Source organism: Arthrobacter sp. P1_B3, assembly GCF_056406615.1.
The window spans coordinates 67,013-89,246 of record NZ_JBFTZV010000016.1 but is presented as its reverse complement, the minus strand read 5'-3'; the positions used below and the strand labels follow the sequence as shown (position 1 = coordinate 89,246).

Annotated in this window: 22 protein-coding genes; 13 read left to right on the top strand and 9 right to left on the bottom strand. The window is 65.9% G+C overall.

Annotated features, from left to right (window positions below; translation table 11 throughout):
* Positions 1–18: 18 nt before the first annotated feature.
* The 3 genes from AC1D2F_RS16325 to AC1D2F_RS16315 all read right to left on the bottom strand — a co-directional run bounded on the left by AC1D2F_RS16325 (position 19) and on the right by AC1D2F_RS16315 (position 2,159).
* Positions 19–951: an alpha/beta fold hydrolase gene (locus AC1D2F_RS16325; RefSeq protein ID WP_229995535.1), complete on the bottom strand. Its 933-nt coding sequence runs from the start codon at positions 949–951 to the stop codon at positions 19–21.
* 221 nt (positions 952–1,172) lie between these two features.
* Positions 1,173–1,550, bottom strand: a complete 378-nt coding sequence (locus tag AC1D2F_RS16320) for a hypothetical protein (protein ID WP_476967191.1) — start codon at positions 1,548–1,550, stop codon at positions 1,173–1,175.
* Between the two features lie 60 nt (positions 1,551–1,610).
* Positions 1,611–2,159, bottom strand: coding sequence for a TOPRIM nucleotidyl transferase/hydrolase domain-containing protein (locus tag AC1D2F_RS16315; protein WP_229995537.1), 549 nt, complete (start codon positions 2,157–2,159; stop codon positions 1,611–1,613).
* 175 nt (positions 2,160–2,334) lie between these two features.
* Between AC1D2F_RS16315 and AC1D2F_RS16310 the strand changes: the two genes are divergently transcribed.
* On the top strand, positions 2,335–3,009 hold the full coding sequence (locus tag AC1D2F_RS16310) for a TetR/AcrR family transcriptional regulator (RefSeq protein ID WP_476967190.1): 675 nt from the start codon (positions 2,335–2,337) through the stop codon (positions 3,007–3,009).
* 146 nt (positions 3,010–3,155) lie between these two features.
* On the opposite strand, the gene AC1D2F_RS16305 is transcribed toward AC1D2F_RS16310, so the two are convergent.
* A complete protein-coding gene (locus tag AC1D2F_RS16305; RefSeq protein ID WP_476967189.1) occupies positions 3,156–4,643 on the bottom strand; it encodes an MFS transporter in 1,488 nt (495 codons plus the stop codon).
* A 331-nt stretch (positions 4,644–4,974) separates the two neighbouring features.
* Between AC1D2F_RS16305 and AC1D2F_RS16300 the strand changes: the two genes are divergently transcribed.
* From AC1D2F_RS16300 to AC1D2F_RS16285, 4 genes are all read left to right on the top strand, one after another.
* Positions 4,975–5,766, top strand: coding sequence for an SDR family NAD(P)-dependent oxidoreductase (locus AC1D2F_RS16300; protein WP_229995540.1), 792 nt, complete (start codon positions 4,975–4,977; stop codon positions 5,764–5,766).
* 108 nt (positions 5,767–5,874) lie between these two features.
* Positions 5,875–7,032 carry a serine hydrolase domain-containing protein gene (locus AC1D2F_RS16295; RefSeq protein WP_476967188.1) on the top strand — a complete coding sequence of 386 codons (1,158 nt, stop codon included), beginning with the start codon at positions 5,875–5,877 and terminating at the stop codon, positions 7,030–7,032.
* A gap of 24 nt (positions 7,033–7,056) precedes the next feature.
* Complete coding sequence (locus AC1D2F_RS16290; RefSeq protein ID WP_476967187.1) at positions 7,057–9,300, top strand: cytochrome P450; 2,244 nt, start codon at positions 7,057–7,059, stop codon at positions 9,298–9,300.
* Between the two features lie 3 nt (positions 9,301–9,303).
* Positions 9,304–9,873 carry an HtaA domain-containing protein gene (locus AC1D2F_RS16285; RefSeq protein ID WP_476967186.1) on the top strand — a complete coding sequence of 190 codons (570 nt, stop codon included), beginning with the start codon at positions 9,304–9,306 and terminating at the stop codon, positions 9,871–9,873.
* 36 nt (positions 9,874–9,909) lie between these two features.
* Here the strand turns inward: AC1D2F_RS16285 and AC1D2F_RS16280 are convergent, their stop codons facing one another.
* Entirely contained in the window at positions 9,910–10,851 is a 942-nt protein-coding gene (locus AC1D2F_RS16280; protein ID WP_229995725.1) for a LysR family transcriptional regulator, read from the bottom strand.
* A 123-nt stretch (positions 10,852–10,974) separates the two neighbouring features.
* On the opposite strand from AC1D2F_RS16280, the gene AC1D2F_RS16275 reads away from it, so the two are divergent.
* From AC1D2F_RS16275 to AC1D2F_RS16240, 8 genes are read left to right on the top strand one after another with little or no spacing between them, the layout of a single operon-like run.
* Complete coding sequence (locus tag AC1D2F_RS16275) at positions 10,975–12,156, top strand: cytochrome P450 (protein ID WP_229995726.1); 1,182 nt, start codon at positions 10,975–10,977, stop codon at positions 12,154–12,156.
* Between the two features lie 12 nt (positions 12,157–12,168).
* Positions 12,169–13,152 carry a PDR/VanB family oxidoreductase gene (locus AC1D2F_RS16270; protein ID WP_229995727.1) on the top strand — a complete coding sequence of 328 codons (984 nt, stop codon included), beginning with the start codon at positions 12,169–12,171 and terminating at the stop codon, positions 13,150–13,152.
* A gap of 18 nt (positions 13,153–13,170) precedes the next feature.
* Positions 13,171–14,424, top strand: a complete 1,254-nt coding sequence (locus AC1D2F_RS16265) for an FAD-dependent oxidoreductase (RefSeq protein WP_476967185.1) — start codon at positions 13,171–13,173, stop codon at positions 14,422–14,424.
* A 2-nt stretch (positions 14,425–14,426) separates the two neighbouring features.
* Positions 14,427–15,278 (top strand): SDR family NAD(P)-dependent oxidoreductase, encoded by an 852-nt coding sequence (locus tag AC1D2F_RS16260; RefSeq protein WP_229995729.1) that lies wholly within the window; start codon positions 14,427–14,429, stop codon positions 15,276–15,278.
* Between the two features lie 30 nt (positions 15,279–15,308).
* Positions 15,309–16,526 (top strand): cytochrome P450, encoded by a 1,218-nt coding sequence (locus AC1D2F_RS16255; protein WP_476967184.1) that lies wholly within the window; start codon positions 15,309–15,311, stop codon positions 16,524–16,526.
* A 7-nt stretch (positions 16,527–16,533) separates the two neighbouring features.
* Positions 16,534–17,550, top strand: a complete 1,017-nt coding sequence (locus AC1D2F_RS16250) for an alpha/beta fold hydrolase (RefSeq protein WP_364742709.1) — start codon at positions 16,534–16,536, stop codon at positions 17,548–17,550.
* 9 nt (positions 17,551–17,559) lie between these two features.
* A complete protein-coding gene (locus tag AC1D2F_RS16245) occupies positions 17,560–18,384 on the top strand; it encodes an N-acyl homoserine lactonase family protein (RefSeq protein ID WP_476967183.1) in 825 nt (274 codons plus the stop codon).
* Positions 18,384–18,758: an FmdB family zinc ribbon protein gene (locus AC1D2F_RS16240; protein ID WP_229995733.1), complete on the top strand. Its 375-nt coding sequence runs from the start codon at positions 18,384–18,386 to the stop codon at positions 18,756–18,758. Before AC1D2F_RS16245 ends, AC1D2F_RS16240 begins: the two co-directional genes overlap by 1 nt.
* Before the next feature lie 109 nt (positions 18,759–18,867).
* On the opposite strand, the gene AC1D2F_RS16235 is transcribed toward AC1D2F_RS16240, so the two are convergent.
* The 4 genes from AC1D2F_RS16235 to AC1D2F_RS16220 are packed head-to-tail and all read right to left on the bottom strand — an operon-like array spanning position 18,868 to position 22,222.
* Positions 18,868–19,749: an NAD(P)-dependent oxidoreductase gene (locus AC1D2F_RS16235; protein WP_229995734.1), complete on the bottom strand. Its 882-nt coding sequence runs from the start codon at positions 19,747–19,749 to the stop codon at positions 18,868–18,870.
* Entirely contained in the window at positions 19,736–20,134 is a 399-nt protein-coding gene (locus tag AC1D2F_RS16230) for a carboxymuconolactone decarboxylase family protein (RefSeq protein WP_476967182.1), read from the bottom strand. The genes AC1D2F_RS16235 and AC1D2F_RS16230 overlap by 14 nt, the downstream gene beginning before the upstream one ends.
* 13 nt (positions 20,135–20,147) lie before the next feature.
* Positions 20,148–21,071 (bottom strand): dioxygenase family protein, encoded by a 924-nt coding sequence (locus AC1D2F_RS16225; protein ID WP_476967181.1) that lies wholly within the window; start codon positions 21,069–21,071, stop codon positions 20,148–20,150.
* Positions 21,068–22,222, bottom strand: coding sequence for a maleylacetate reductase (locus AC1D2F_RS16220; protein ID WP_476967180.1), 1,155 nt, complete (start codon positions 22,220–22,222; stop codon positions 21,068–21,070). The genes AC1D2F_RS16225 and AC1D2F_RS16220 overlap by 4 nt, the downstream gene beginning before the upstream one ends.
* Positions 22,223–22,234: the final 12 nt, after the last annotated feature.

Here is a 22,234-nt window from a genome sequence, read left to right as displayed (position 1 = left end):
ATACGCCTGAGCAGGCTGTCATTTCGTCAGTTGGCCGGTTTGCTCTGTTCCGCCGGCTTTGCGCAAAACCCTGCGCAGGGTTGCCGCCCATTCGTGGGGCATGTCGGTGTACGAGCCATGGTGACCCGGGAATGTCACCAGCTCACAGCCCAGCCGCTCTGCCAGGATGAGCGACACTTCAGCAAGCCAGGTCTTCCGTTCCTGGGTCCACTTGCCCACGGCCATAATGACCGTCACTCCGTTGCGATGAACCATTTGAACATCCGGGAGATAGTTCGTCACCGGCAGGAGTTCGAGCTTCATCAGGACACTGTTCGCGTCGAGCGAGCTGATGCGAGACTCGTGTTGCCGGAACTCTCTATGGCCGCGGGCATATCTCGCGGCTTGGGCATGTCCTTTGACAAGTTTCCTCACGGGAACCTGAATTCCGAAGATGAAACGAAGCCCTGCCAGCGAAGGGCCGAAGTGGTAGGCCGTTCGGTACACGTTGGCGAAGAAACGCTGCCACTTGGCAGCATTCGGGGATACCCTCGCACACGGCGGCTCGTGAGCGATGGCGGCCCGCACGGCATGGGGGTGGGTTCTCGCCGCATCAAGGGCAATGACAGCCCCGCTGCTGCTCCCGAAGATGAAGGCCGCCTGCTCACCGGCGGCATGGATGACTGCTACCGCATCCCGGCTTTGCTGGCTGATCTCGAAATTCTGGGGACTGTTGGAAGTGCTGCGGGCGTTCGCACGGCGGTCGTAGGTGATTACCTTGAATTCGTCTGAGAGGAGGTCCGCGACGGCCGCATACAAGTCCGCGTCCCCACCGGCTCCAGGGATCAACAAAAACGCCGGCCCGTGACCCCGTACTTCGAAGTACAGGTCATCGCCTTCCGACCTGACATGGTTCGTCGTCACCCTGACGTTGGGCTGTGGACTACCGGGTTCCCGCCCAGACGTCGTCATGATCGAACAGTACTCCAACTGGCCGGCGAGACGGCTTGAGGAGAAATCACTTCGGAACAACACTGTGACGAGCCAGGCCCCAGGGCGGACAACGTTCTGATCAAGTTACCGGGGTGGGCCGGGCGGTACCTCTGTCTCGGATAAATCGGAAGGACGCTCGCTTCCCTTGAGTTCTCCGACGTTCATGGGGATCAGGCTGTGCAGGACAGGTTGGGCGACGATCAGGCGGTCGGCCGTGACTGCTGGATCTCCGGTGCGATTCGCGCTCGCCGGGGCCTCATGGTCCAGGCGATTCCCGCCGCCCACACCAGAAGCAGCACCAGGGATCCCGCCAGGATGGTGTCCAGCACTTGGTTGGACACGGCAAACGCGACAGTCCCGGTGACCAGCATCGGGACGAGCAGCACTGCGATGGCGGGGACCCAGTGTGCGGTGAACCCATTGCGGCGCAGCACGGTGGTTACGGTAGCGACAAAGCCTGCGAGCAGCAGCAGCTTCAGGCTGTCGAGGCGGTCAATTGCGTGCACGAGTCCGAGTGTGTCCTCGGCTGTCATCGTGTCGACTTCGAGGACAGTCACCGCGGTGATGGCGGCCTGCACCAACGACGCGACCGCCGCGCCAACTCCTGCGGCGAGGGCCCATCTATTTGGACAGTCGGATCACCGTGAGAATGATGCAACGAGGCGGGCCAGCGGCGCAGGCGCATGTCCGGCCGGCAATGCGTCGACCAGCAGTGGCGCGTATCGGACCTTGTTACCGCTGCGTCCTCCGAAGAACCGGCGCAACTGCGCCGTTATTGGCCGATCTCGCAGTGACGGCTGGCGTTGGAGGAGCCGGAACGACGCGAGCTCGCCTTGAGCCGCGATGACTTTGAGCACGGCATCGATCCCAAGGCAGCGGATGAGTTCGTCCTCTAGATCGGCGTCACAGACGTAGAACCCAAGCTCGGCCAGCGAACCGGACCCGATACCTGCACGGCCGAGCGCGCGGGCGATGCCACGAGATTCCCCTGCATCACACAGGCCCAACAACCGGTGGCCTGCACCATTCGGGCCGTAGCGGTCGATGAAGTGGACGATGCTGGTCGCGCCTCCCATCGGTACGACCGACACCCGCAAGGCTGTCAGGTCATGGCCAAGGCGTAAGGCCAGCGTCTCGACCGCCAGCCGGTCACTCTCGCCCTCGACCAATACCGTCGTCGCCTGCATGGAACTAGTATGTCGGACGCCCGGCCGCGACAGGATACTCCCGGTAGATGGGTGCAAGGATTTCGCGAGTCGTCTTTCGGTGCGACCTGAATTCAGCAGTTTCACGCTCAAGGGCTGGTGAGGGCTCGCTTCGGGTTTCCGAATTCCAGCCGTTCCCGGTGATAAGTTGGTGAGCGTGACCACTGCCGACAACGAAGAATATGCTGGGCCTCGTCGGCAAGCGCCGGGTTCCCAACGCACGCAGTCTCCCAGGCAATCCCTGCGTGAGGTGCAGAAACAAGTGACCCGCGAGCGGCTGATCGAGGCCGCTTCGGAGGAATTCCGCAGCCGCGGCTTCAATGAGACGACTGCCGAGAACATCGCGAGTGCGGCCGGCGCCAGCCGCGCCACGTTCTACGTCTATTTCCGGACCAAAGCGGAGATCGTTGCCGAGCTGATGAGGCGGAGCCAGTCCGACGTGATGGCCGCCTACCGCCGCCTGGACGATTTGGAAGATCCGGACCAGGCCAGCATCCTCGACTGGCTGGACGACACCATCATGTTGTGGCGAGAGCGCTCCAGCGACTTCACCACCATGGAGCAGGCTCTGGCGAACGATGACCTTGTGACCGAGACGTGGATGACTATCCTCGGCGACACCTACAAGGTCATGCCGAGGACCTTTGCCCGGTATACGGATCCGGTGCAGCACGAACGCGCGCGGCTCCATTTGCTGACACTCCAGATGGCGCTGGACAGGACCATGTTCTTTACGATCCTTCGCGGCAGGCCACTGGACATGGCCCTGCTCAAGGACGTGTTGGCAATGCAGTGGCTGGCCTTCGTCCGCGGTGACGCCACCGCCAGCTAGACGGACAGAACCACACGTTAGAACCAGACGCCAAAGGCGCCGGACCATGGGCCCGGCGCCCTTGTTGTGGTTCAAATGCTCAGCTGAGCTGATTCAAACCGCGGTGATTCAACCTGCGCTGATCCATGTCAGCGGATCCTTCGACCTCAGTGGCTGGCCACTTCGGTCAGCTGCACGCGCTTGGAGAGGGTGAATGCCGCGATGATCGCCACGATCGAGACGATGGCCGCCGTCAGGAAGCCGGTGGCATAGTTTTCGGCCGGCGGAAGCGGAGCCGCGGGGGTTGTGTTCAGGCCGATGATGGCGGCGTAGACTGCCGTGCCGATTGCCGAGGCGGACAGCRCAATCCCCACGTAGATGGAGGCCGTGCCGGCGCCTTTCCCGGCCGGCGCTTCGGCGGCGATGATCGAGATGGCGATGGTCAGGACCGTGGTGTAGGCGACGCCGTAGAAGAGGATGCCGACGACGACGGCCCACAGCTGAGTGTGCATAAAGTACAGCCAGACAAAGGACAGCATCAGCAGGAACGCCCCGGCGGCGAGTGGGCCGCGCGGGGGAACACGGTGCAGCAGCCGCGGGATGACGGTGGAAACGACGATTCCGGCCAGGGTCATGGGGATGAACAGGAAACCGGCGGTCAGTGGATTGAGTCCGAAGCCGTAGCCGGCCAGCTCGGCAGGTGTCAGTGCCCAGCCCATCACGAAGTTGAACATCATGATGCCGGCGATGCCCAGGGTCACGAATACGGCGTAGGCGGGCATCAGTCGCGTGCTCAGCAGCAGGGAGATGTCAACGAGCGGCTGCTTGCTGCGGGATTCCGCTACAAGCGCCAGGCCAAGGCCCACGACGCCGGCGATCACCCAGGTCAGGGTGGCGGGCGAGGTGAAACCCCAGGCGGGGCTCTGGCTCAAACCGTTGCAGATGGCCGTAAGGGAGAAGCCGAGCAGGGTGACGCCGGCGACGTCGATGCGCTTGCTCTTGCCCCGGTTCCGCAGCGTGGCGTCCGAGTCCGAGCCCCATAGCAGCATTCCCGCCATGCTCAGGACGGTCAGGGCGGCGCCGATCCAGAAGGCGTGGCGCCACGTTGCGCCGACGACCACCATGAGTCCGCCCACGCCGAAGCCCAGCGTGACGCCGACGGCCTGGCCGCCCGCGATGATGCCGATGGCCTTTTTGCGGTCGAAGTTGCTCAGGCGGTCGTTCATGATGCCCACCACCAGGGCCTGTCCGGCCATGATGCCGGTCAGCGCGCGGCCGATCACCAGGACGGTGAAATCAGTAGCGAGTGCTGACATGACGTAGCCCACGAAGATGCCGACGATGCAGATGATCATCACCTTGCGGTGGCCGAAGACATCGCCCGCCTTGGACAGCAGGGCGATGGAGGCCGCCCCCATGAGGAGGGTGGCCAGCAGTGCCCAGGAGACCTGGGACGGCGTGAGGCCAAGATCCATGCTCATGGACTGGTAGAGCGGGATGGCCATCATGGCGCCCACTTCGTTGAGCATCTGCAGGCCGGAGAACGTCACGGCCATGAGCATGCCGGCGCGCTTCCAGGGGAGCCTTCTCTGTGTATCCGGCAGCTCTGCCGGGGCCAGTTGGACGGCCGGGGAGCCCGTCGTGGGAACTGTCATGCTTCTCCTTTGAAGAGAGGCCCGGGGGCCTCGAAGTTCTGTCTCTGGTACGGGGTCCCCGCAGCCGGCAGGCTCCAGAGCGAAGCGCCGGGAAGTGTGTTCAGACCCGGCCGGTGATGTGTGACCGTCCTCACGGGGATGAGAGAAGCAGAACACATTGGCTGGACTGTTGTCTAGTGATTCAACAAATGCTTTTTTATTTGTCGAACGTCCAGCATTTGGCTGGACATGTGTCTAGCGAACTGCAACACTGGTGCCCTACATCACAGCCCATGACCGCACTGCGGGGTGGACAGCAGAAAGGCACAACGTCGTGACTCTTGAAGGAAAAGTGGCATTCATTACCGGAGCGGCCTCCGGAATCGGCCTTGCCACCGCAAAGGCTTTCGCTGACGCAGGTGCCCGGGTGGTGGGTGCGGACATGTCCGATGAGGCGTTGTCCCGCGAGTTCTCCGCCATCCCCGGTTCACTCGCCATCGCGCTGGACGTCACCAGCAGCACGGCGGTCAACGATGCCTTTGCCAAACTCGACGCAGAATTCGGCCGCCTCGACGTGGTCATCAACGCGGCCGGCATCAACGCGCCGTCCAAGGCGGCGAACGACAAACTCGTTGACACCAACGTCCGGGCCTTCCGGGCAGCACGGGAAGGCGAGGAGTTTTTCCCCGACTTCCTCGGCGACATCACTGACGAAGACTTCCGCCGTGTCCTGGAAGTCAACCTGTTCGGTCCCTTCTATGTCATGCGGGCAGCGGCGCCCCTGCTGAAGCGCACTGGCGGCGGCTCAATCGTCAACGTCTCCAGCTCGGCAGCCCTGCTCGGCGTTCCGATGCCGCTGTACTACCCGGCGTCCAAGGCCGGAGTCCTCGGCATGACCAGGGCAGCGGCCGCCGAACTTGCCCCCTTCAATATCAGGGTCAACGCGATCGCGCCCGGCGCTGTGGACACCCCGTTGTTCCGCCAACAGCCCGAGGAAATCACCGGAATGCTGATCGGCATGCAGCCCATCAAACGCCCCGCAACCCCGGAGGAAATCGCCGCCACGATGGTGTTCCTCTCGAGCGAAGCGGGCGCCTACTACACCGGGCAGACCCTCTCGCCGTCCGGCGGCCTCCACATGTAGGGCTGCCGCTGCGCACCGTGGCAACGGTCCGCCGTCGGAAATTACGACGGCGGGCTGCCGCCACGCTTTTCATCCCCCCCTTAAAGCCAGGCACACAGGAGCAGGACCATGACCCACGGACTCAACGCCGAGACCATCGGACTACTAGAGCAGACCATCCGCAACGACATCAGCGCCGGCGACTACGACGGCGCCCGCATCATCGTGGCCCGCCACGGCGAAGTGGCCCTCGACGCCACTCTCGGATGGGCGGACCGCGCCGCCGGCCGCGCCATGGAAGCGGACAGCATTTTCAGGGTCCTCTCGCTGACCAAAGCCTTCACCAACGCCCTGGTGTACCAGGCCATTGGCGAGGGCAAGCTCGCCCTGAGCACCCGCGTGGTGGACATCATTCCCGAGTTCTACGGCAGCGACCGGTTCCGCGCCGGACGCAAGGACCGCGTGAACCTGGCCCACCTGCTGACCCACCGCTCCGGGATGCCGGCCACGCCCGAACCGCTCCCGAACGCCCGGCTGGGCAACCTCAGAGACGTCATTGCCGCCATCTGCGAACTCGACGTGGTCCACGAGCCGGGCACCAACCTCACGTACTCACCCGCGGTCAACCATGCGCTGATGGGCGAGATGCTCCGCCGGGTCTACGGTGCCGACTCGTTCCGCGACCTGGCCGGCAAGAACCTGTTCGGCCCGCTGGGCCTCAAGGACACCCGGTTCGGTCCGCTGGAAGACTGGAAGGACCGGATGGTTCCGCTCAAGGCCTACATCCCGGACTCCGGCTGGCTCTCGGCCAAGGACATCGAGGTCCTGGACGACGTCATCAACGAGGAAGCCGAGATGCCGTGGGTCGGGTCGGCCAGCACCGCTGCCGATGTCTTCGCCTTCGCCGAAATGATCCGCCGCAAGGGGGCCCATGACGGCCGCCAGCTAATTGCGCCGGCCGTCCTGGACGCCGCCACCACACTGCAGACCGGCGACATGACCAACGACCTGTACGCCATGATCGCCCGGATGCGCGGCTGGGAAGAGCCCCCGGGAAACTTCGGCCTGGGCTTCTCGCTGAGCGGCACCGGAACCCACCCCTCCTTCTTTGGGCCCTTTACCAGCCCCCGGACCCACGGCAACTACGGCGCGGGATCCACGCTTTTCTGGATCGACCCGGAACGCGACATGACCTTCGTCTGCCTGACCGCCGGCGTCATGGACGAGGGCGACAATGTCCTGCGCTTCCAGAAACTGTCCACCATCGCCGCGTCCGCGGTCCTCTGACACCCCTTCCTCCTGGAGCACACCATGTCCATCAACACGATCGCCCCTGCCCACCCCGGTCCGCTGGCCCCCGGCTTCGACGCCATGGGCGACGACTACTACCGCGATCCGGGCCGGCATTTCGCTGACGTCCGCGAGGGCAAGCCTGCCTTCTTCTACCCGTACCTGAACGCGTGGATCATCACCCGCCGCGCCGACGCGGAAACCATCCTGCCCGACTGGCAGAAGTTCTCCAGCGCCAGCAACGGCGGGCTGATCCCGGTCCCCGAGGCCTATCAGGAAATCATGCCGGCCGAGCTGATCTCCCGGATCCTGGTAGGTTCTGACCCTTCAGGGCACACCGTGGCCCGGCGCGTAGCCCAGAAGGCCTTCCTGCAGGAACGGATGGAAGCCCTTCGGCCCGAGATCGAAACCCGCGCCCACCGCATCATTGACCGGTTCGAGGCGGAGGGTCACGCCAACCTGATGGACGCCTACTGCCTGGAGCTCACCACGCAGACGCTCCTCGCCCTGATGGGTCTCGGCCCGGAATTCGATTCCATGATGCGCGGCCTCCGAGACGACTTCTTCCAGGTGCTCGCCAGCGCCCAGGAAAAGCTTGAAGAACCGCGCCGCTCGGAAGTATGGGACAGCTATGTCACGGCCCAGCTGACCCTGCGCGGCATTGTCCGCGAACGGCGGGACAGCCATGCTGACGACCTCATCTCCGTCATGGCCCGGGACAAGGACAGGGAAGGCAACTGGTCCCTGTCCGAGGAGCAGATCGCCCTGCACCTGAGTGAATTCGCCGCCGCCGGCACCGATACCACCGCCCAGGCCATGGCCAACGCGGTCATCTTCCTCAACGAAACACCGGCCGCGCTCACCGACGCCCTGGACGACCCCGCGCTCTGGCAGCGGGTCTTTGACGAGACCGTGCGGCGCCGCCCGTCGTCGACGTTCGCGTCCCGCCGGGCCAACGTGGATGTCACCATCGGGGACGCCCACATCAAGGCCGGCGATATGATCTGGATCGCCCTGGCCAGTGTTAATACGGACCCGCAATACTACGACCGGCCCTTCGAGTTCGATATCCACCGCGAGGACGCCCGGGACCACCTGGCGTTCACCAAGGGACGGCACACCTGCCTGGGCCAGCCACTGGCCCGCGCCCAGGGATCCACCGGCCTAAAGGTGCTCTTCGAACGCCTGCCCAGCCTGCGTCCCGCCAAGGACTGGGGCCTGGACTTCATCCGGTTCGCGCTGCTGCCGGTCCGCCGGAGCCTTGAGGTGCAGTGGGACGTGGCACCCAAGGCGGCGCAGCACGCTGTCGAGCTTCCCGCGGACCCGACGGCCACCCTGGAACTGACGGTGCGGGAACGCCGGGAGGAATCCGACGGCGTCGCATCCCTGACACTCGTGGACCCGGCCGGCCGCCCGCTGCCCGCCTGGCACCCCGGTGCACATATCGATGTCCACGTTGACGGGCATGTCAGGCAGTACTCGCTCTGCTCGCCCGGCGGGGACCAGTCCAGCTGGCGCATCGGTGTGCTCAAGGAAGCCAACGGGCGCGGCGGATCGCTGGCCATCCACACCACCGTGGAGGCCGGATCGACGCTGACCGTCAGCCAGCCGCGCAACAACTTTGTGCTCCAGCCGTCCCCGAACTATGTCTTTATCGCCGGCGGGATCGGAATCACCCCGATCCTGGCCATGGTGGCCCAGGCCGAACAGGAAGGCGCCGACTGGAGCCTCGTGTACGGCGGCCGGTCACGGGCCACCATGGCCTTCCTGGACGAGCTCGCAGAATTCGGTGACCGGGTGCGGCTCGTCCCGGAAGACACCGACGGCCGGGTGGACTTCGCTGCCTGCTTGTTGGACGTCCGGCCTGACACCCTGATCTACTGCTGCGGCCCGGAGCCGCTGCTGAACGTCGTCGAAGGCGCCTCGGCGCACTGGCCCGCGGGCAGCCTGCACGTGGAGCGCTTCGTGCCGAAGAAGATCGATGCCACCGGCGACGTTTCCTTCGAGGTCGAATTCGCGGACAGCGGCGTGACGCTTACCATCCCGGCAGATAAATCCATCCTCGAAGTCGCCCAGGCGGCCGGGCTCCCGGCCCTGTCATCGTGCAGCGAGGGGACCTGCGGCACCTGTGAAACCCCGGTCATCTCGGGTACTCCCGACCATCGGGACTCCATCCTGACGGACGACGAGAAGGCCAGCTGCGAGAGCATGTTCATCTGCGTCTCCCGGTCCCAGGGCGGCTGCCCGCTAAAGCTCGGACTCTGAGCCATGGGAATGGAGCAGCTCCCGTTTGATGCCCCGGTGCTTCGCTGGGGTATCAAACGGAGCTTCATCAGTTACCTGTCACGCCTTCCCGACGGGAGCGTCTCAGCAGATGCCGGGGCATCCATCGTCAGCGGGAGCTACTTCCAGTTTGCGCCCGACGGCGGCGGGCCGGCCGGTGAGGCAGGGTCACCGGCGGATCCTCGAACAGCAGAGGATCCGACGCCGGCGGGCATTGGAACAGCGGGCATCCGCAGGTTCCGCGGCCAGGTGCGGCTCAGCGGCCACCACGGCATGATGAGCCTGTTTGTGGCGGACCCGTGGCTCGAATTCGATGCCGAGGGCGCCGTCCTGAGCGTTGCGGACCCGGGGCAGGCGCCCGGCAGCGGTGCCCGGCTGGAGCTCCTCCGGCTGGCCGTCCCAAAGGTTGCCGGAACGCAGGTTGCAGGACCGGAGGCTGCCGGGACGGGCTGGACGGAACTGCCGGCACAATTGGCTCCGGCCGCCGTCGACCTTTTCAACGGCCAGTATGCGGCCGGTGAGGAAATGGATCCGGTGTTCCTGGGTCCTGCCTGATGCGGCCGTCCTGATGGGACCTGCGGGGGAGTGGCGTCAGTGCGCCTCGGGGCCGGTCCTCATCCGCACACTCTTTGCACGGGGACCCAGGAGCACCTCGGCGAAGGTTGCGGCAACCTCGGTCAGCTCGCGCTGGGCACTCCATACCGCCACGGCATGCAGCGGCGGCAGGGGCGGCTCCAGCTGGCGGGTCACCACGGTGGTCTTGGCGATCTGCTGGATCTCCGGGGGCATGATGCTGATGCCCATGTCGGCCGCAACGAGCGGGAGCGTGGTCTGCAGGCTGGTGACCGTCTTGAGCCGCGGCATGGACAGGCCGTTCTCCAGCCAGTAGTCAACCAGTAGTTCGGTGATGCCTGGCACGCGGATGTTCGGCGCGGGCAGGAGCCAGGTCTCATCCATCAGGTCTGTCAGGGCCACCGGCTTGGGTGCATCCCGAAAGCGGGTGGGCAGCACCGAGGACAGGGACATCTTGGAGATCGGTTCAATCACCACGTCGTCCTGGTACATGGTGCGCAGCCGGTCCGGCGCTCCCGTGGCAACAATGGCCACGTCCAGGGCGCCGGAGCGGACGCCCTCAATCACCGTGCCAGGTTCGACGTCGCTCAGGGTGACGTCCGCGTGGGGCGACAGTTCGCGGAAGCGTGCCAGGACCCGGGGCAGGTAGGCCCAGGCGAACGGCAGAATGACCGCGAGGTGAAGAGTGCCGCTGAGCCCCTTTCCCTGGCGGCTGAGCTCACGGGCGAGCTGGTCGGTTTCGTCCACGAGCCGGCTGCCTTTTTGCACCAGGAGTTCACCGGCGTTGGTGGGCACAATCCCGCGCGCGGTCCGTTCCAGGAGCTTGACTCCGAGTTCCTCTTCGAGGTTCTTCAGGGCGGCGCTCAGCGGCGGCTGGGTCATCTGCAGCACCTTGGCCGCCTTGGAGATGGACCCTTGCCGGGTGATCTCCAGAAAGTATCGAATGTGCCGAATGTCCATATTCAAAGTGTATACCTGCGCCGTGTGAGTTCCATGAAACATATGACTGAGGCGCCTTGGCCGCCTTACGGTGGGGAACAAGCAGTGATACCTATCACACGAGGAAAGCAAGGAGGCTGCATCGTGAGCGTTGATGCCGATACCCGGATCCCCAACGATGACTGGAACCCCATAACGGTGACCGACTACCCGGCAGAGTACACCAGGCTGCGCGCCGAGCGGCCGCTGGCCTTCACCAGCGACTACGACGGTTTCTATGGATACATGCGCTACGCCGACGTCCAGAAGGGCTCGCGGGACTGGCGCACTTACACCAGCGGCCAGCCGTTCCTGGAGTTCCCCGAGTTCATGCGGTCCATCCCCATCCAGGAAAATCCGCCCACCCACACGTTCTTCCGGAAGTTCCTGGCACAGTACTTCACCCCCGAACGGGTGGCGCTGCTGGTGCCGGATATCGAAGACCTAGTGGCCAAGAACCTGGACCCGCTGATCGAGGCCGGTGAAGCGGACATGATCGAACAGTTCGGCATCATCGTTCCCCAGCAGGTCCTCGCCAGGTTCCTGCTGCTCCCGGACGATGCGTGGGAGACCATGGCCGTGAGCCTGGCCAAAGCCGACGCCGTCCGCCACGACATCGCAGCAATGCGGGAAATCAACAAGAGTCTCTGGAACCCGACGGTGGAGGCCCTCATCGAGGACCGTCGGGCCAACCCGCAGGATCCTGCCATCGACATCATGTCCGGTGTGCTGGAACTGATGCCCGAAGGCAGGCCCGTGACGCAGGAGGAAGCCGTCGCCATCGGTGTGCAGATCTTCTCGGCAGGCGCGGACACCACCACCGCGGCGATCGGGTCCATCCTGTCCTACCTCGGCAGCCACCCGGAAGACCAGGCCGACCTGCGCCGCCGGCCCGAGCTCGTGGACTCCGCCATCGAGGAAATCCTGCGCCTCGCGCCGCCCCTGCACCACACCGGCCGGAAGGCCACCAAGGACGTCCAAGCCTTCGGTGCGGTCATTCCCGAAGGCGCCAAGGTGGGCCTCAACGTGTTTTCGGCCAACCGTGACGAAGACAAGTTCGTCCGGGGCAACGAGTACATCGCGGACCGCTCGCCCAACCCGCACCTGACGTTCGGGCACGGCCCGCACCAGTGCATGGGCTCGCCGATTGCCCGCGCCGAGCTCCAGGGGATGCTCCGGCAGATCCTGGCCAAGACCAGCAACTTTGAACTTTCCGGCCAGCCGGTATCCAACGGCAGGCCGCTGCGCACCGGCTGGACCTCCGTGCCCATCCGCTTCGAGAAGTAAAGGACAACCACCATGACATCGGAAACCATGCTGAGGACGCCTGCCACGCTCACCCGCCAGCCACTCCAGGTCCGGAGCAAGCGGTCCGCGTCCGACTGCGTTGTGGAACTTGAGCTGGTCCATCCGGACGGGGCCGCCCTCCCTGGGTGGCAGCCAGGCGCCCACATCGAGCTGCACCTGCCGTCCGGGCTGTCCCGCCAGTACTCCCTCTGCGGGAACCCGGACGACAACTCCAGCTACCGCCTCGGGATCCTGAACGACCCCACCAGCCGCGGCGGATCCAGCTACGTGCACACCGGCCTGGCCGAGGACGACAACCTGGAGGTCTCCGGACCCCGGAACAACTTCGAACTGGTGGAATCGCCGGAATACCACTTCCTCGCCGCCGGTATCGGCGTCACGCCCATGATGCCCATGCTGGACGAGGCCGAACGGCGCGGAGCCCGCTGGAAGCTGACCTACATGGGGCGCTCGCGATCCTCCATGGCCTTCTGGCAGGAACTCGCAGCCAAGTACCCCGGCAAGATCGACATCCACCCCGACGACGAGTTCGGTTTCCCGGACCTCGGCGCCTTGCTGGGAAAGCCGCGGGACGGCGTCAAGGTCTACGCCTGCGGCCCCGAAGGCCTGCTGCGCGCCCTCGAAGGAATCTGCGCCGGGTGGCCCGCCGGAACCCTGCACCTCGAACGCTTCGCCCCCAAGGACCCTGCGGCGGCCATGGCCCCGGCCATTTCATTCCGGGTCAAACTCGCCCTCAGCGGCATGGAACTCGAAGTGCCTCCAGGCCGCAGCATCGTGGAGGTGGCCGAGGAAGCCGGCGCGCCGGTCATCTTTTCCTGCATGGAAGGCACCTGCGGCACCTGCGAGACCCGCATCCTCAGCGGCGAGGCCGACCACCGCGACTCCGTCCTCAGTGACGAGGAAAAAGCGGCCAACGAGATGATGATGATCTGCGTCTCGCGGTCCAAGTCCGACGTCCTCGAACTCGAACTCTAGAAAGCCCGGAGACACATAGTGCGCACTGAACAGCAGAAACCCGAACAGCAGAAACCTGAACAGCAGAAACCTGAACAGCAGAAACCCGTCCTTATTGTCGGTGCCGGACCCGTGGGCATCCTCAACGCCCTGGGCCTGGCAAGGGCCGGGGTTCCCGTCCGCGTCTTCGAACGGGCCAGTACCGTGGCCAACGCGCCCCGCGCCATGGTCTACCACTGGTCCGTCCTGGACGGGCTGGAGCGCCTCGGGCTATTCGAGGACGCCGTGGCCCGCGGCTTCCTGAAGCAGGACTACACCTACAAGGTGCACAAGACAGGTGAAGAGATCAACTACGGGCTCAGATCGCTCGAAGGACGCGTCAAACACCCCTACAACCTGCACCTCGGCCAGAACGCCCTGGTGGAAATCGCCCTTGAACACCTGGCCCGTTTCCCCCACGCCGAAGTGCTCTGGGACCACAAGTTCACCGGCATGGACCAGGGGCCGGACTCCGTCACGGCACACTTCGCCACCCCGCAGGGAACCACCACGGTTGACGGTTCCTGGCTGATCGGCGCCGACGGCGCCCGCAGCAAGGTCCGCGAAAGCCAGGAGATCGCCTTTGAAGGCATCACCTGGCCTGAACGCTTTGTTGCCACGAACATCCGCTACCCCTTCGAAGCCGCCGGCTACAGCCAGACCACCATGCTGATCGATGACCGCTTCGGCGCCATCATCACCAAAATCGACAACAGCGGCGACACCGGGCTGTGGCGCTACACGTACTGCGAGGACGCAGCACTGCCGGAAGGCGGAATCGAAGAGCGCATGCCGGACTTCTTCGCCTCCATTGTGCGCGATCCCCAAAACGTGGTGGTGGACGCCTACTCGCCGTACAGCATGCACCAGCGGGCGGCGGCAACGTTCCGTGCCGGGCGGGTGCTGCTGGCCGGCGACGCGGCGCATGCCACCAACCCCACCGGCGGGCTTGGACTGACCAGCGGGCTCTTCGACACCTACGTGCTGTCCGAGGCGCTGGCCGCCGTCGTCAAGGGCACGGCTCCGGAATCGGTATTGGACGAATACGCCGCAGAGCGGCGCCGCGTCTTCGTCGACATCGTGAATCCCGCCGCGAGCAACAACAAGCGGCTTGTGTACCACTCTTCTGATGAGGCCCGGCTGGAAGAAGACCTGGCCGTGCTCCGGCAGCTCCCACTGGATGAGGATGCCGTGGTCAAGCGCCTGATGTTCCCCAAGAGCCTGGAAACCCGTTCCCTGATTGGAACGTGGTAGCGATGGCGGGCATCACCGAGTTCAGCGGTAAGACTGCCGTGGTCACCGGCGGCGCAAGCGGCATCGGCTTCGCCATGGCACGGCGCTTCCTGGAAGAAGGCATGCGCGTTGCCATTGCCGACGTCGAACAGGCAGCACTGGACACCGCCGTGCGGGAACTCTCCGCCTTCGGTGACGTGATGGGCCAGCGGACAGACGTCCGCAGCGTCGGGGACCTTGAGGCGCTCGCCGAGGCGGTGCTGGGCACTTACGGCCGGATCGACGTCGTCTGCAACAACGCGGGCGTGGAAACGGGTGGCAGCTTCCTGAGTATTCCGGAAGAGGCGTGGCGCTGGGTGATGGATGTGAACTTCTTCGGCGTCCTCAACGGCTGCCGGGTGTTCCTGCCCCTCCTGGAGGCCGGCGGCGGAGGACACATCGTCAACACCGCCTCCGTGGCTGCGTTCAGTTCCGGCACGGCGACCATGACGCCGTACTGCGCCTCCAAGTTCGCCGTGCTGGGCATGAGCGAATCGCTCGAGGTGGAACTGCGCACTGCCGGCAGCCCCGTGGGTGTTTCGCTGCTGGCGCCGGGCCCGGTCAGGACGCGGATGGTCGACGCCGAGCGGAACCGCCCTGCCGATGTGCCCTTGGCTGCCGAGCCCGGGAGGCTGGCGGTCATGGAGCGGCTGGCGGCCACCACCGCCGAGGTGGGGATGGACCCGGCAGAGGTGGCCGGGCAGGTACTTGACGCCATCCGCACCAACACCTTCTTCGTCCTGACGCACCCGGAGATGGCCCAGGCCGGCGTGCAGCGGCGGCTGGACTGGATGGCCACAGGCACCCCGCCGCCGGCACGCCAGGCCGGAAAATAATCCCCCACTACCGTTCAACGAGGAACAGACATGACTGAAACGAACATCCTCCCCGAGGTCATCGAGGCACCGGTCTCCGGCTACGATGCATTCTCGCTCGAAACGCTGCAGGACGTGCACACGTTCGACGCGGAACAGCGCGAGATCGCTCCCGTGGTCTACATGGAGAAGTATGGCTACTACGCCATCACCCGCTACGCCGAGATCCAGAAGGCGCTGCGCGACTGGCGTACCTTTTCGTCCACGGACCGGCCGTTCTACGCGCCGTCGGCATTCCGGCCGCGCACCCTGATCCTGGAGGATCCGCCGGAGCACACGGCATCGAAAGCGGCCGTGTTCAAGGTGTTCGACGCCGAGAACCTCGCCAAGATGTCCACCTACTTCAAGGCCGAGGCCGAACGGCTCATCGATAATCTCCTGGCGGACGGACCGGCGGAGATCAACGCGTACACCGACCTGTCCGTGAAGTACGTCCTCAAGGTCTTCCCGGACGTCCTGGGCCTCCCGGAGGAGGGACGCGAGCTGCTGCTGAAGTTCGGCGACGCCGTCTTCAACGTCTTCGGTCCGCCCAGCGACCTGCAGGCCGCCAAGCTCGCCAGCGGCACCGAGGCCATGGAATGGGTTGAATCCAACACCGCGCGCGACGTGCAGGCCGACGGCGGCATCGGCTGGCAGCTCTACTCCATGGCGGACGAGGGCAAGATCTCCGAGCACACCGCCCAGCAGATCCTCAAATCCATCTTCGCCGCGGGTTTCGACACCACCACCGCGTCGATCGCCTCGATGATCCGCGCCTTCGCGGACAACCCCGGGGAATGGCAGAAGCTGCGTGAGAACCCGGGCCTGGTGGACAACGCCTGGGAGGAAGCCATCCGTCTCTATCCCGCCTCACGCTACGGCGGACGCTGGGCCACCAAAGAGACGGTGCTGGGAGGCGTCCGCATTCCGGAAGGCGCCAAGATCCTCACCATGTGGCTGGGCGCGGGGCGGGATCCGCGCCAGTACGACGCCCCGGACGAGTTCCACGTAGACCGCGACCTCAAAAACGCGCACCTGTCCTTCGGGTTCGGGATCCACACGTGCGCCGGCAACCAGGTGGCCCGGCTCGAAGCCCGCACGCTGCTGCGCGCCATGGTGGAGCGGATCGAGAAGATCGAGCTCACCGGGGAACCGCGCAAGACCGTCAACTACCAGGCCTTCGGACATGATCATGTTCCCGTGCGGCTGACGCCCGCCGTGTCGGCGTAGGTCCCGTATGCCCACGACGACGACGGGTCCGTGTCCGGGCGCCGCTCAGCTGTGGTCCACTGAGCCGGGCGCCCCGCACCTGAACAAAACAGCGCGGACCGTGCGGACCGGCGGCTTCTTCCTCCCGGGAGACCTCCAGCAGTCCGACGCCGGTCCCTGTCAGTTGGGACCCGCCTGGGTCCAGTGGGAGGCGCCGGCTGACGGCACCGCCAGGACGCCTTGGGTTTTGGTGCACGGCGGCGGCGGACAGTCCACAGACTGGCTGGGGATCGACGACAGCGCGCCGGGCTGGGCGCCGCGGCTGGTGGATGCCGGGTTCCCGGCCTACCTCCTGGACCGACCCGGCCACGGGCGGTCACCGTACGATCCTGCACGGCTGGGCGGGCGTACCGGGTTTCCGGACTACGCCGGTGCCGGAGCAGTTTTTGCGCCGGAGCCCGGTTCCGATGCCATACCGGGTGCCGGCTCCGAACACTCCGCCTGGCCGTGGGGCCGCCGGCCCGGTTCGCCGGAACTAGACAGGTTGGTGGCCTCCTCGTCGGGCATGCTGACGGACACTGCGCTCGGCCAGGAACTCGATGCGCGCCGCATCGTGGACTTGCTCGAACAAGCAGGTCCGGCCGTGCTGGCCACGCATTCCGCCGGTGCCGCCGGCGGTTGGCTTGCCGCGTCCCGCTCCCCTCAACGGGTCCGGGGAATCGTCACCTTCGAACCCCTCGGCCCACCCTTCAGGGATTTGGGACCGCGGGGCAGCCTCGAACACGGGCTGACAGCTGTGCCGCTGGCCGGCGGCCGATCACTTGAGGGCCTGCCGGTGTTGGTGGTCTCCGGGGCGGCCTCGGGGCGTGCCGGTGGCGACGCCGAAACCGTCGAGTTCCTTAACCGCTCCGGTGCCACGGCAACGCACCTGCGGCTGGAAGGCCTGGGCATCGCTGGCAACGGCCATGGCCTGATTTTCGAAAACAACAACAAAGAGATCCTCGAACCGGTCCTGAAATGGCTGGCGGGGAACAACATCACCTAGGAGCACGCAATGACGCAGGCTACTCATCTGGCGGCACCAACCGGGAAGAACCCGGCAGCCAACATCCGCATGTGGGGGCTGGACGCCCCGAAGATGGACATCGACGCAGCACACCTGGTGGTCGGAGCCGAAGGGGCTGTCCGCATTCCCCTGCCCGCCTACCTGATTGAGCACGAGCAGGGCCTGGTCCTGTTTGATACCAGCATGAACCCGCTGGTGTGCGACGACCCCGCCCTGGTCTTCGGGGACCGGCCGGAGACCTCGATGATCGTGTCCAACCCGGAACAGCGGATCGACCGCCAGCTCGCCAAGCTGGGTTACCGTCCCGAGGACATCACGCACGTGGTCCTGTCCCATACCCACTCGGACCATGCCGGCGGCCTGTACCTGTTCCCCCAGGCCAAGTTCTTCGCCGGTCCCGGCGAATTCCAGTGGGCCGCGAACCCGGGCCCGGAATCGGCGCACCTCTTTAACCCCACCGATCTCACGGCCGAGGTCAAGGAGTTCGATTGGACCACCGTCCAGTCACCCAGCCAGGACCTGTTCGGGGACGCCGCCATCATCATCCACCACACTCCGGGCCACACTCCTGGTGAGCTCAGCGCGCTGGTCCGGCTGCCCAGCCAGAACATCCTGCTGACCGGCGATACGGTGCACCTGCGCGAAGCCATGGAATGGGGCGCCGTGGACGGTTCCGACTGGGACCATGACGAGGCCCGGCGCTCCATCGCGTCCCTCAAACGGATCCGCGACGAGGAATCGGCCTCCGTCTGGATCGCCCACGATCCCAGGGACTGGGAAGACTTCGGCGGCCCCCTGAAAGAGCTCGTCTGATGGCGCGCCTCCTCTTCGACTACCGCTGCACCGGCTGCCGCGCCGACGTCGAACTTTTCATGGACACTCCCGCCCCGGCAACCACGGCCTGTCCCGCCTGCGAGGGGGAGGCCCGGCGCCGTTATACGAGCCGGGGCCTGGCGCTGACCGGCCAGGGCCTGCGGGCCGTGGCCCCGGCGGCCGGCGGGATCGATTGCCGCGACAACCCGGACGTTCCCGGGCTGTGCCATGTTGCTCCGTCGGCCCGGCGCCGGCTCATTGCCCGGCACCGGGGGGACACTGACACCTACGAGGCCGAAACGAAACGCCAGACACGCGAATTCGAGGCCAAGGGCCCGGCCCCGCTGGACCAGGTGATCAGCCACGGCCACTGACCTGGCCTGAGCCACTGATCAGACATAAGCAAAGTGCCGCCCGGTGAGCATAACGCTCTCCGGGCGGCACTTTGCTTGCCGGACACTTCCGACGACGGCGATTTCAGGGTCAGGACGTGTGTCCCACCCAGCGCGCAATTTCCGTGTGGTCGGCACCGGGGTTCAGTTCGCCGTACGCTTCGCTCCACAGATCCACTGCGCGGCTTCCCAGCCGGCTGGGCCGACCCATTCCGTCCGCCAGGTCCGTGGCAATCCTCATGTCCTTGAGCATCAGGCCCAGGCCGAAGCCGGAGTCGTAGCCGCCGGGCAGGACGAAGTTGGGCCACTTGCTTTCTGTGGACCCGCTGCGTCCACTGGAGGCGTTGAAGACCTCCAGCATGGTGGACGGATCCAGCCCGAACTCCTGGCCGGCCACCATCGCCTCCGAGGTGGCCAGCAGGTGCGTGGCGGACAGCAGGTTGTTCAGGGCCTTGAGGGCGTGTCCTGACCCMACCGCGCCGGTGTGGCGGACGCGGCCCAGGACGGCCAGCACGTCGGCGAGTTCCGCGACAGTGTCCAGGTCGCCGCCGGTCATGATGGTCAGTGTCCCTTTTTCGGCGCCGCCCACGCCGCCGGACACAGGGGCATCCACCAGGCGGGCCAGCCCGTCAGCCGCGAGCTTCGCGGCGAGGGCCCGCGTGCGCAGCGGCTCCGAGGAACTCATGTCCACGATGACCGCAGCCGGCGGCAGCGCCGCGGCCACGCCGCCGTCGTGCAGGACCGTTTCCACAACGTCAGAGTTGGGAAGCATCAGGATGAGGACATCGGAGCCGGCCGCCACCTCGGTGGCGGTCTCGACGGCGGTGCCGCCGGCCTCTGCCAGGCGCTGCCTGTTGGCGGCCGCGAGGTCGGTGCCGGTCACTGCGTAGCCGGCTTCCAGCAGACGGCGGGACATGGGCGTGCCCATATTGCCCAGGCCGATGAAGCCGATGCGGGGCTTATACGGTGACATTCATTTCCTTCAGGGTTGCTTCGGCGATGCGGAATGATTCGAGTGCTGCCGGGACGCCGACGTAGATGGCCGTCTGCATCAGCACTTCCTGGATCTCCTCCGGCGTCACGCCGTTGTTGATGGCCCCCTTCACGTGGACAGAGAGCTCGTGGCCGCGGTTCAGGGCGGTGAGCATGGCCAGGTTGAGCATGGACCGGGTMTTGCGTTCCAGCCCGTCCCGGCTCCAGACGGCGCCCCAGCAGTACTCGGTGACGAGTTCCTGCATGGGCCGGCCAAACTCGCTGACGTTGGCGAGGGACCGTTCCACGTGGGCGGCGCCGAGCACCTCCTTGCGGATGGCCAGGCCGTCCTCGAAGGTCTCCTTATGCGTGTGCTGCAGTTCCATGGTGGCTTCCTTCCTAAAAAGCTTCGGTGGTGCGGGGGCCCGCGGGCGGCAGGACGACGTCGAAGCGCGCCTTTGTCCACGATTGCTCGCCAAGGTCACGGCGGTCGGGAGCGGGGGTTCCCGGCGGCTGGGCGGCGAAGTCCTTGATGAGGGATTCCTTCACACCGAAGACCGAATCGTTGTCCAGGTGGGCGCATCCCCTCACGAAGATGTGGGTCACCAGGGTGTTCTTCTCCGGGGCGGACACCATAAAGTGCAGGTGCGAGGCGCGGACGGGGGAGCGGCCGAAGTGCTCCAGCATCCCGCCCACGGGGCCGTCGTGCGGGATGGGGTAGGGGGTGGGCGTCAGTGCCCAGAAAGCGTACCGCCCGTTTTCATCGGTGAAGAGGTGGGCGCGGGCGGCGGTGCGGCCGTCGTTGTACTGCACGTCGTAGAAGCCGTCTTCGTCCGCCTCCCACACCTCGATCCGGGCGCCGGGCAGGGGATTCCCCTCGGTGTCCGTCACCGTTCCTTCCACCCAGCAGGGCTCACCCGCGGCGCCGCCGGCGATGTCCCCGCCGATCTGGATCTGCGGGGCATCCGCCACAAAGAAAGGTCCGAACACGGTGGCCTCGGTGGCGTCGCCGTAGGCCTCGTTGTTCACGGCAATGGTCTGCATCGAGACGCCGAGAACATCGGAAAGCAGCACAAACTCCTGACCGGTTTCGGTGGTGATTTGGCCGACGCGGGTGAGGAAGTCGATTCCTTTGGTCCATTCCGCCTCGGTGAGGCGGACGTCCCTGACGAAGGAATGCAGGTGGCGGACCAGCGAACCCATCACTTCACGGTCGCGTTTGCTGCCGCCGGTAAACGAACGGACCACCTCGTGCACGAGGCTTTCCTCCCGGGCGAATTGGGARCCGGCCCCGGAGTCGGTTGCTACTTCGCTAAGAGTCACTTTGTTCCTCCGTTCTGGACGGCGCCGGCCGCTGCCAGTGCGGCGGACCGGGTGGTGGGTTCTGTTCCGGCCAGGGCTGCGCGAAGAAGGCCTCCGATGTTTTCCCCTGTGGCTGCGGCAGGGTTCGACGCCGGCACCACCTTGAGGATCCGCTCCACGGCTTCGGGGATATCTGCTTCGGTGAAGCCGTAGTCGCGCAGTGCGGTGGGTGCCCCCAGGGTGCCCCGGAGGCTGTTCAGGAGCGCCAGGGCATCCTCGGCGGGTTCAGCGCCGGGCTCCTGGGCGGGGGCACTGGCCAGTCCCGCGCGGAGTGCCCCGGCGAGCCGTGCTGCCGCGTCCGGAGCTGCGGGCCCATTGAAGGCCACCACGTAGGGGAGGACGGTTGCGTGCGTCTCCGCATGGGGCAGGTTGAAGGTTCCGCCCAGGACGTGGCAGATCTTGTGGTGCAGTCCGGAACCCGCCGAGGCGAAGGACACGGCGGCAAGGTATGCCCCGTACAGAGCGGTCTCCCGGCCGGTCAGGTCCGACGGGTCCGCGGCGATGCGCGGAAGCCCGTCGGCGAGGGCTCGGATTCCTTCGGCAGCCAGCGCCTGGTTGATGGGATCGGCGCGCGGTGCCCACAGGGAATCAACGCAGTGCGCCAAGGCGTTCAGGCCAGAAGCGACCGAAAGGGAAACCGGCAGACTGAGCGTCAGCTCGGCGTCGTACACCACCGCGGCGGGCAGCACGCGGTCATCAACGCCTGTTGTTTTGGTCGCGTTTTCCGTCAGGCCCCACACGTTGGTCGCTTCGGACCCGGCGTAGGTGGTGGGCACGGCGACGATGGGGATGCCGGTGGTCAGCGCCACTGCCTTCGCCAGGCCAGTGGTGGAACCGCCGCCAACGCAGACGATCAGGTCGATCCCGGCGTCGGACGCTGCCTTCCGGGCCTTGTCCGCGGTTTCCGCCGGGACATGCTGGACAACATCCGTGTGCCAGAGGCCCACGCCGGCGAGGCTCAGGGCAGTCTCGGCGAAGGGCCGCTCGAATTCGGAGGTGATGCACATGATGTTGCGCGCACCGAGGCGTGCGGCCTCCTGGGCGACGTGCTCGGCAGCCCGGCCTGCTCCGAAGAGCACGCGCTGGCCCAGGGTGATGTGTTCGAACTTCATAATGTCCTTTTT

Bases quoted from the DNA above. Each gene is read 5' to 3' on its own strand.
- AC1D2F_RS16290 (WP_476967187.1), top strand. From the start codon at position 7,057: ATGTCCATCAACACGATCGCCCCTGCCCACCCCGGTCCGCTGGCCCCC.
- AC1D2F_RS16270 (WP_229995727.1), top strand. From the start codon at position 12,169: ATGACATCGGAAACCATGCTGAGGACGCCTGCCACGCTCACCCGCCAG.
- AC1D2F_RS16325 (WP_229995535.1), bottom strand. From the start codon at position 951: ATGACGACGTCTGGGCGGGAACCCGGTAGTCCACAGCCCAACGTCAGG.
- AC1D2F_RS16260 (WP_229995729.1), top strand. From the start codon at position 14,427: ATGGCGGGCATCACCGAGTTCAGCGGTAAGACTGCCGTGGTCACCGGC.
- AC1D2F_RS16255 (WP_476967184.1), top strand. From the start codon at position 15,309: ATGACTGAAACGAACATCCTCCCCGAGGTCATCGAGGCACCGGTCTCC.
- AC1D2F_RS16245 (WP_476967183.1), top strand. From the start codon at position 17,560: ATGACGCAGGCTACTCATCTGGCGGCACCAACCGGGAAGAACCCGGCA.
- AC1D2F_RS16280 (WP_229995725.1), bottom strand. From the start codon at position 10,851: ATGGACATTCGGCACATTCGATACTTTCTGGAGATCACCCGGCAAGGG.
- AC1D2F_RS16295 (WP_476967188.1), top strand. From the start codon at position 5,875: ATGACCCACGGACTCAACGCCGAGACCATCGGACTACTAGAGCAGACC.
- AC1D2F_RS16250 (WP_364742709.1), top strand. From the start codon at position 16,534: ATGCCCACGACGACGACGGGTCCGTGTCCGGGCGCCGCTCAGCTGTGG.
- AC1D2F_RS16315 (WP_229995537.1), bottom strand. From the start codon at position 2,159: ATGCAGGCGACGACGGTATTGGTCGAGGGCGAGAGTGACCGGCTGGCG.
- AC1D2F_RS16240 (WP_229995733.1), top strand. From the start codon at position 18,384: ATGGCGCGCCTCCTCTTCGACTACCGCTGCACCGGCTGCCGCGCCGAC.
- AC1D2F_RS16285 (WP_476967186.1), top strand. From the start codon at position 9,304: ATGGGAATGGAGCAGCTCCCGTTTGATGCCCCGGTGCTTCGCTGGGGT.
- AC1D2F_RS16220 (WP_476967180.1), bottom strand. From the start codon at position 22,222: ATGAAGTTCGAACACATCACCCTGGGCCAGCGCGTGCTCTTCGGAGCA.